The sequence below is a fragment of the Microcoleus sp. D3_18_C2 genome, from assembly GCF_036702395.1.
Taxonomy (GTDB): Bacteria; Cyanobacteriota; Cyanobacteriia; order Cyanobacteriales; family Microcoleaceae; genus Microcoleus.
The window spans coordinates 1-7,819 of the sequence record NZ_JAUBTG010000107.1 but is presented as its reverse complement, the minus strand read 5'-3'; the positions used below and the strand labels follow the sequence as shown (position 1 = coordinate 7,819).

Here is a 7,819-nt window from a genome sequence, read left to right as displayed (position 1 = left end):
CCCGCCCGTCCAAAAAAGACGGGCGGGACGCCCATCCCACAAACTTGTGGAAGTTATTTAATTCTCATTCCTAATCACTCTCTTCCAAAAAGGTTTGTACTCGACCGTTCGGCCTCAAAACAACTCTAATTTTCGGGTTTTTCCCATTAGAAACGGCAGAAACAAACGGCTCGCCGGCTAATGGCATATTAACTTGCTCGATATAATCTGCGGCTGCTTTTCCCATCGGCACAATACTTTGAACTGACCCATTTTCATCGATCAGCACGCTGTATTCCAAAGTTTGTTCCATTCCTTCAGGAGGCTTCCAGCGTTCCTCAAAGTAAGTTCTAGCTTCTGAAACTTGAGGAATTGTATCAAATAAAGTGCGGTTTTTTTTGCTCGCCGCGAGCTGGTTGTCGTCCTCAGACTCGGCACTCGGTTGAGCGTCCTCAAGGGCTGGGAGTTCGGTACTGGCTGGGGGGACAATCGGCTCGATGGGGCTGGGGAAGGTTTGGGGCGGGGGAACAGGAAATCGGGAAGCCGACAGGGATGGCGGCAGGGGGGGCGGTACGGCGGGAGCCAGTCTCGGCGGTAGAGGGGGCAGCACGTAGGGTACTGGTGCGGGTGCTTGGGGGGCGGAAATGGGCGGTTCTTCGGGGGCGGGAATTGTGATTGTTTGCCCTTGAGGGAAAGCTGGGGCGCTCTGTGGGGCGCTGGCTGCGTTGCCGTTGGCGGGAAATAGCAGGGGTGGCTGCTGGATAGGGCTGGGTCTGTTGGTGGCTGGAGTTGGGGCGAGGGCGATGGGGGGTAAGCTGGGGCTGGGGGAGGCGGCGGTGTTGATGGGCGGGGGCGGCAGGGGCGGTAAAGCGGGTGTGGCTGCGGGTGTTGGTGCTGGGGGTGTCGGTAGGGCGGGAACTGGACTGGGGGAAACGCCGGCAGCTAACTGGGGGTTTCCAGGAACGGTGCTCAATTGTGGATTGGCGGGGGCTGTGGCGGGGGCTGAGGCGGTTTGCGGGGAGGTGGCGGTTCGATCGAGCATTTTGATAGTTCCTGTCGTCAGGCCGGCGCTGGCTACCAGCAATGCTGCCACCTTGAGCCAGGGTGAGGACAGCGGTTGTCGGGGTTCGCGGTTGAGGTTGGGAAGCGCCATCACTTCGGCGGCGCAGTTATCTAGTGCTGTGGCTAAGTCAAACAGTTGCAGGGTGCTCAAGGGAACTACTGGCCCGGATTCTGCGGCGCTCAAAGAGCCTAAAAATAAGTTGTGGGCGAGCAAGCCGCGGGGTTCTAAGCGGGGGGGAACCGGAAGGTAGGCTGTGTTGGGGGCCCAGGTTGCTAGTTCGGCAGTGTTGACGGCTCGATCGAATATAACTGCGTTATCCGATGCTTCTGGCGAGTCTGGACCTGCTGCGGTACGATCGATTTGAGAGTTGAGGTTGTTTTCCCAATCGCGGGATTCGCCGAGCAAGTTTTGGACGTAGGTGCTAACAGCTTCGTGGAGGGTTTCGAGTTGAATGCGATCGCCCCTGATAGTAACGTGTTGGGTATCTGGCAGCCTGGGGTCGTCGAGTCGCAGCTCAAAACTTAAAGATTTAAACACCGGTTGGCCCGCCCAGCGAGATAGAGGCGAACTTTTGGCTGTAATTTCCAGCGTGCAAGTGGGGGGCGTGTACCGTTTGAGAACCATAGCGAAGAAGGAAGAAGGAAGAGGGAAGAAGGAAGAAGGAAGAGGGAATAACTATGTTTTATCTGATATTTTGCAGCATTCTTAACAAGCTTTTTTAGCAACAGGCAAGATGCCTGTTCCACAACAAATAAATTTTTTGGTGGAACAGGCATCTTGCCTGTTGCGGAGCTTTGTCATTCTCGTTCCCATTATGCTTAGCTTAATTTTTAGCGCGGTCTAGAAGTGCCAGCCAGAGGCGGCGGTGGCCGCCGGGACTGCTGTAAAATAGCAAATCGATCAGGAGTTTGAGGGCCAAATTAGTCAGTTCTCGGGCCGATAAATTTTCTGCATCTTCCATGCGCGAGCTATAAGTGTTGCTGAACCTGTCAATATAATCTCCCAACAAAGCGATTGTGTGAGGTTCGCGGTTTTGCTCTGCCATTTGTTCGAGCAAAGCAACAGCGCGGCGGATTAAAGCTTGGTGCTGACAGGCCAAATGACAGCTTATCAAAACGAGCGATCGAGCTTCCTCCACATCGAGTTTTTTGCGCCCTCCCTGGCCTTTCCGCAGCGGGTTAGATTGGCGCAGCCGCCACAAAGCTACCCGATCGGCTACCATTGGCTCTAAATTCAGTTCGGCTGCTACCTTGAGCATCGCCTCTGAGCCAATTTCTGCCAGTGCTTCTAGGGCTAACAGCACTAAATCCAGTTGGGCTTTAATGTTGTCCAACTGGGTAGGTTCTGGTGCTTTTCGGGTCAATTCTTCCCAGTTGGGAGATGGACCGGTTTCGTTTGTGGGAGCGGAGGACTTTAGGGTCGAGCGCATGGCTTCAGCACGGGAAATTAAGACAGGTTGAGGCAGGATATCAAACAGTATGCAGTGATAAAAGCTTTGCAGCCTGTGGGCAACAGCACATCTGTTAAGTTGTCTCCATAGCTCGTTGCTTTGATTCCGGCAATCCTAACTGCAGGACGGAGTTGCGGGTGAAAAGTTGCGGTTTCAAGGAAGATCGATCGCGATCGGCAAAACCCATAGATTTTTACCCCTAACCATGCTACGCCGCAGAGTGACCGAAATCAAATCAGTGCCTTGAAACTATCGGGACTTATATCAATGCAAACATCCTAGCGCTCTCGAATGCTACTTATAGTCTGTCGCTACTCATAGTCTGTCAGATTATAGTTGTCATGGCTTCATCTGGCGCCATCTATGGATATTACGGAGCAATTTGGTAAAAAAGTTAGACATTTCCGAAAGCTCAGAAATCTTTCCCAAGATCAGCTTGCAGAACTATCTGAATTACATCGCACCTATATTGGTTCAGTTGAACGAGGGGAACGGAATATAACGCTGCTTAATGCCAGCAAAATAGCCAAGGCATTATCCGTTAGTCTAGCTGAACTGGTAACTGCTGATGACTGAAAGAAGACTAGAGCAAATTTTAGCAAGATACCAAAAATCATTTACCGAAAAAATTTATGCAGAAGAGAATGAAGAACACGATATTTTAATGGATGTGTTTGGTATTTCTCCAATAATAAAAAAAGAAAATAGGCAATATTGGGGGCGTGAGTTAGGTATGTGTTGGCAATCGTTAGTTACTGAAACGTGTAAAACATATTGCAGTAGCTTTAAGCCAGCATTGAAAGTTGAAAGCGATGAGCCGTGCGATCTGATTGTTGATGGGTACGCAATAGATACAAAATATCGTATTGGCTCAGGAGATTCTGGAACACTGAAAAAGTTCAAATCTTATGGCGAACTACTTCGTAATCTTAATTACGAGCCCGTCTTTTTAATACTTAGACAAGATAATTTGCCCGCAGCTATTACAGCGTGCCAAAAAGGGACTTGGAAAGTTTACACAGGGGACGATTCGTTTGAGTTTATACAAACAATAAGCGGGTTTGATTTAAAGTCATTTCTTATTGAAAAAGTGGGAGAATTCCCTGTATACCGCTGAAACTATCAAGGCGCTTGTTGATAATCTCTATGTAGTCAGGTACTATTTCAATGCCAACATACCTAATGCCAAATTCTTGCGCCGCCAGCAATGTAGTTCCAGATCCTGCGAAAGGATCGATTAGAATAGAATTTTCCAAACGCGGTACAAATATTTCGACCAGCTTTCTCATGAGAGCGATTGGTTTAACTGTGCAATGGACGTTAAACTCCTCGGTTTTCTCACGCTGTATACCTTCTAAAATATTTGACTGAAAACCACCGAACCGATCTTTAGTATAAAATAGACCAGTACCATACTCCTGTAGAGTTTCCAAGTAATTATTGACCAGTGGTTTTTGAAGTACGCAGATTGCTTCCCATTCGTTCCTCAGACAACTGTGCCAACCATCCCATTTTTCAGAATTTTCATATCCTTTCTTCTCTAACTGTTGTTTGATATTGACACCCTTAGGGATACCGCTCGATCTTTTATAAACAAGAATATCTCTCGCATAGAAACCAGCACTTTCAAGTGCTACTTGTACGTGAGCAACAGTCCGCGTGCTGTTGAAAACTAAAACTGTCGCACCCGGTTTGCAGATCCGAAAAAGCTGCTCACCCCACTCAAAGCACCACTTTTCATAATCCAGAGTGTTGTTACGATTCCTTTGATACCATTTTTCATTTCTGACTCCACCTGCTAAACCACTGCCATAGGGAATGTTTTTGACAAGGGTTTTATTTCCCTTGCCATTGACTCTTTCAATACGCCTTTGAATTTCTGAGTCATCCCATTTATGACCAATAAATTCATAATTATAAGGTGGGTCAGTGATACAGGCAGAAATATAATTTTCTGGCAAGGTCTTCATCACTTCACGACAGTCGCCCACCAAAACTTCATTTGAGGGAGTTTTTTTCATGAGTCAGGCAGTTACTAAAGTGGGAAATCAACTCTTAATTATGCCACATTTGCAGTAGATAGTGAATCTAAATGAGTCGTGAAACACTCTTCTCTTTCCAAACTTCGCGTTCTTTGCGTCTTCGCGGTTCGTAAAAAAAAATCACAACTCATTTACACTCCCTATAGGCAGTCTAAATCATAGATTCATTCCAGCTTGTTTTGCTGCATCCAAACATATAATTAGTAATCCACCAGAAATCCCTCAATCCTGACTACTTCAAATAAACCACCGTCACACCTGCACCTCCTTCTTTTTGACTGGCAAGTTCAAAGCGGGAAACCTGCGGGTGATTCGCGAGGAACTCGTGAACGCCGCGCCGCAACTGTCCCGTACCTTTGCCGTGAATTATCCATAGAACTCCGTATTCCACGGCTTTGGAAAGAGCTCTGTCTATTTCGATTTCTGCGTCTGAGACTCTCGCACCCCGTAGGTCGATCGAATTATTAGCAGTGCGAATGGCAATTTCGGGATTGGGTTTTGCAGGTTCCGCCGCTGCTTGCTTAGCTTTAGCCGTAGCGACTGCTTGTGCTTGGGCTGCAACCTTGGCTAATTGAGCTTTCGTTTCCGGTTTTTGACCGTCGAGGGATTCAATTTCTCCTAGTTTGACAGTCATTTTCATAATCCCAAACCGAACGCTCAACTCTTCGTTAGCGTCGGGGCCGCTGAGGACTTCGGCGGTTTGGCCCAAGCTGGGAATGCGGATGCGATCGCCCACTTTCGGCATAAAACTCGGTTTGGGTTTAGCCGGTTGTTGCCGAGAGGGCAGGTGTTTTTGGGAAATTTGATTTAAGGTTTCTGTCGCTTGTTGGGCATTTTGAGCCGTCTGATTGCCCGACTGCAAGCGACGAATGATTTGAGCAATTTCTGATTTTGCCGACCCTATCGCCTCATTTACTGCCACTTCCTGAGCTATTTTTAGTTCTCGCTCCCGCTCTTGCAAAGCGGCTGCTTTTTGAGAAACTTCTCTGTGCAGTTTTTCGGTTTGGTGTAGCAGTTGAGTTGCTTCTCTGGCCTTGGTTTCCTGTTTCCGGCGCTGTGCTTCGAGTCCAGCAATTACTTGATTGACATCTTGAGACGCTCCCCCGACATAGGTTTGAGCTTCATCGACTATGGATGCTAGCAAACCCAGTCTTTTGGCAATGGTGAGGGCGTTGGAACGTCCGGGAATTCCCCACAGCAAGCGATAGGTTGGCTGCATGGAATTGTCGTCAAATTCTACTGAGGCATTTTCAAAGCGGGAGTCTTGATATTTGAGGGCTTTGAGTTCGCCAAAGTGGGTAGTTGCAACTGTTAATAGGGAATGTTGGGCGAGGTATTTCAACAGGGCGATCGCCAATGCACTGCCTTCTGAGGGGTCTGTTCCCGCTCCTACTTCGTCTAACAAAACTAAAGATTTGGGAATTGGTAATTGGGAATTGGTAATTGGGATTTGGGGTTGGGGAATTTGTAATTTAGGTTTGAGAATTGGGAGAGCAGAAACAGTGTTCTGTGTATCTATGACTTCTTCGTCTTGCTGTTGGGAATTAGTAATTGGAAGGTTGGAATTTTCTTCCCCTTCAGCCTGCGATTTATTGTGTAAAACTTCTAAAATGCGGCTGATGCGGCGGATATGGCCGGAGAAAGTAGACAAACTTTGCTGCAAAGATTGTTCGTCACCAATATCAGCCAAAATATTGTCGAACCAAGGCAATTCTACGGGTTCGCGGGCGGCAACAAACATTCCTGCTTTCGCCATTAAAGCTGCCAATCCCAAGGTTTTGAGGGTGACAGTTTTGCCGCCAGTGTTGGGGCCAGTAATGGCGACGACGCGGATGTGCGGCCCGATCGTTAAATCGACCGGCACGACTGGAAACCCTTGCTCGTGCTGTTGCTGCCAAACTAATAACGGATGGCGCAACTGGCGCAGGGTAATTTGCGATCGCAGGTTGCGAATTAATAATTGACTGTTTTCTTCTTTTTCCTCATCTTCTTTTTCCTCATCTTCTTTTTCGGGATTTTTTGGTGCTAATTCTGGCTCTCCCAATTCGATAAATTTCGGCGGATTTGCTTGCAGCCAAAAACTATAACGCGCTTTAGCGACCGCTAAATCTAAAGTTGTAACTACAACCACCAATCTGTCTAAATCGGGTTTTACTGCTGCGACTTGCTCGGTGAGGGCGCGGCGGACTGCTTCTTCTTCGGCTTGTTCTTGCCTGAGAAACTGCCGCATTTGGTTGTTAAGATTGACTGTATTGTGGGGTTCTACGTAGAGTGTCGCGCCACTGGCCGAGGAGTCGTGAACGATGCCCGGTATGGCATCTTTTTGGGGAGCTTTGACGGGAATGACAAAGCGTCCGCTTCTTTGGGTAATTAGCTGTTCTTGTACGGCGTTGGATTGGCGCTGCAAAATCCCCTGCAATATTTGATAAATGCGATCGCGCAACTGTCGCATTTGAACTCTAATTCCTGCTAATTTAGGAGTTGCTCTGTCTGCTACTTGAGCGCGATCGTCTATACAGCGATGGATTTCTTGCTCTAGTTCGGGATAAGTCCGCAATTGGGCTGCTAGTTCTTTGAGCGTCGGCACATCTGCCTGAGAGTCAATTATCCGGCGCAATTGCCTTGCTCCGGCGAGGGTAGTAGCAATTGCCAGCAATTCTTCGCCGCTGAGCAAACCTTGGAGTTCGGCTCGTTGCAGGGAAGTGCCGATGTCTTGGATTCCTTCAAAACTCAAAGCACCGCCAGCGCGGCTCTCTAACTGATAAGCTTCCTGAGTTTGGGCGAGGAGTTCGGCTGTTTGAGCTTGAGTTGCCGGGATTGCGAGGTCAAGGGCGGCGGCGACGCCGAGTTTGGTGGCCGCGAAGGTAGCCAAGTGCTGACACAGGCGCGGCCATTCTAATAGTTCTAGTGTTTCGGCTTGAATCAAAGTTGAGGTGGTGTTGGTAATTGGCATTCTCAGGCGCTGACCGAGAAGGTGAATTTAACGATACTATTAATTAATTTTAAAGTTTTTTATTGTTTCCTGGCGCAATTTGAGAAAGTATCTGCGATCGCCCTCAGCAGTCTTTCGGCCGACAGCTCTGATGTAACATTAATTACGAAGGAGAAAATTTGCATTTTTGCATTACCCGTCTAAAATTATACCTTCTCGTGATACCATTCCCCAAAAAATCTACAACTTTAGGCAAGCTCCCAACTATTATACAGTAAGTCAATCGATTTTAGATTTTAGATTTTAGATTTTAGATTTTAGAATTGAAGCATTGACTTGCGCGAGATAAATAC

General features: G+C 47.9%; 7 protein-coding genes. 3 read left to right on the top strand and 4 right to left on the bottom strand.

Annotated features, from left to right (window positions below; genetic code table 11):
- Nucleotides 1-70 precede the first annotated feature (70 nt).
- Nucleotides 71-1,666, bottom strand: coding sequence for a DUF4335 domain-containing protein (locus QUA88_RS28835; RefSeq protein WP_333055709.1), 1,596 nt, complete (start codon nucleotides 1,664-1,666; stop codon nucleotides 71-73).
- Here QUA88_RS28835 and QUA88_RS28830 point away from each other — a divergent pair.
- Complete coding sequence (locus QUA88_RS28830) at nucleotides 1,614-1,751, top strand: hypothetical protein (RefSeq protein WP_333224445.1); 138 nt, start codon at nucleotides 1,614-1,616, stop codon at nucleotides 1,749-1,751. The genes QUA88_RS28835 and QUA88_RS28830 overlap by 53 nt on opposite strands.
- A gap of 114 nt (nucleotides 1,752-1,865) precedes the next feature.
- Here the strand turns inward: QUA88_RS28830 and QUA88_RS28825 are convergent, their stop codons facing one another.
- Entirely contained in the window at nucleotides 1,866-2,471 is a 606-nt protein-coding gene (locus QUA88_RS28825) for a DUF3038 domain-containing protein (protein WP_333055708.1), read from the bottom strand.
- 384 nt (nucleotides 2,472-2,855) lie between these two features.
- Between QUA88_RS28825 and QUA88_RS28820 the strand changes: the two genes are divergently transcribed.
- On the top strand, nucleotides 2,856-3,068 hold the full coding sequence (locus QUA88_RS28820) for a helix-turn-helix transcriptional regulator (protein WP_333044298.1): 213 nt from the start codon (nucleotides 2,856-2,858) through the stop codon (nucleotides 3,066-3,068).
- The gene (locus QUA88_RS28815) at nucleotides 3,061-3,609 is read left to right on the top strand and encodes a hypothetical protein (RefSeq protein WP_333055707.1); all 549 of its coding nucleotides are present in this window, start codon (nucleotides 3,061-3,063) and stop codon (nucleotides 3,607-3,609) included. Before QUA88_RS28820 ends, QUA88_RS28815 begins: the two co-directional genes overlap by 8 nt.
- Here QUA88_RS28815 and QUA88_RS28810 read toward each other — a convergent pair.
- Together QUA88_RS28810 and QUA88_RS28805 are read right to left on the bottom strand one after the other, a co-directional pair.
- Complete coding sequence (locus QUA88_RS28810) at nucleotides 3,572-4,513, bottom strand: site-specific DNA-methyltransferase (protein WP_333055706.1); 942 nt, start codon at nucleotides 4,511-4,513, stop codon at nucleotides 3,572-3,574. The two genes, QUA88_RS28815 and QUA88_RS28810, sit on opposite strands and share 38 nt — an antisense overlap.
- Nucleotides 4,514-4,766: 253 nt before the next feature.
- A complete protein-coding gene (locus QUA88_RS28805; protein WP_333207796.1) occupies nucleotides 4,767-7,460 on the bottom strand; it encodes an endonuclease MutS2 in 2,694 nt (897 codons plus the stop codon).
- Between the last annotated feature and the right edge of the window lie 359 nt (nucleotides 7,461-7,819).

What these genes read in the sequence shown, in the direction of transcription:
- QUA88_RS28835 (WP_333055709.1), bottom strand. Translation starts at nt 1,666, where the DNA reads ATGGTTCTCAAACGGTACACGCCCCCCACTTGCACGCTGGAAATTACA.
- QUA88_RS28825 (WP_333055708.1), bottom strand. Translation starts at nt 2,471, where the DNA reads ATGCGCTCGACCCTAAAGTCCTCCGCTCCCACAAACGAAACCGGTCCA.
- QUA88_RS28820 (WP_333044298.1), top strand. Translation starts at nt 2,856, where the DNA reads ATGGATATTACGGAGCAATTTGGTAAAAAAGTTAGACATTTCCGAAAG.
- QUA88_RS28815 (WP_333055707.1), top strand. Translation starts at nt 3,061, where the DNA reads ATGACTGAAAGAAGACTAGAGCAAATTTTAGCAAGATACCAAAAATCA.
- QUA88_RS28810 (WP_333055706.1), bottom strand. Translation starts at nt 4,513, where the DNA reads ATGAAAAAAACTCCCTCAAATGAAGTTTTGGTGGGCGACTGTCGTGAA.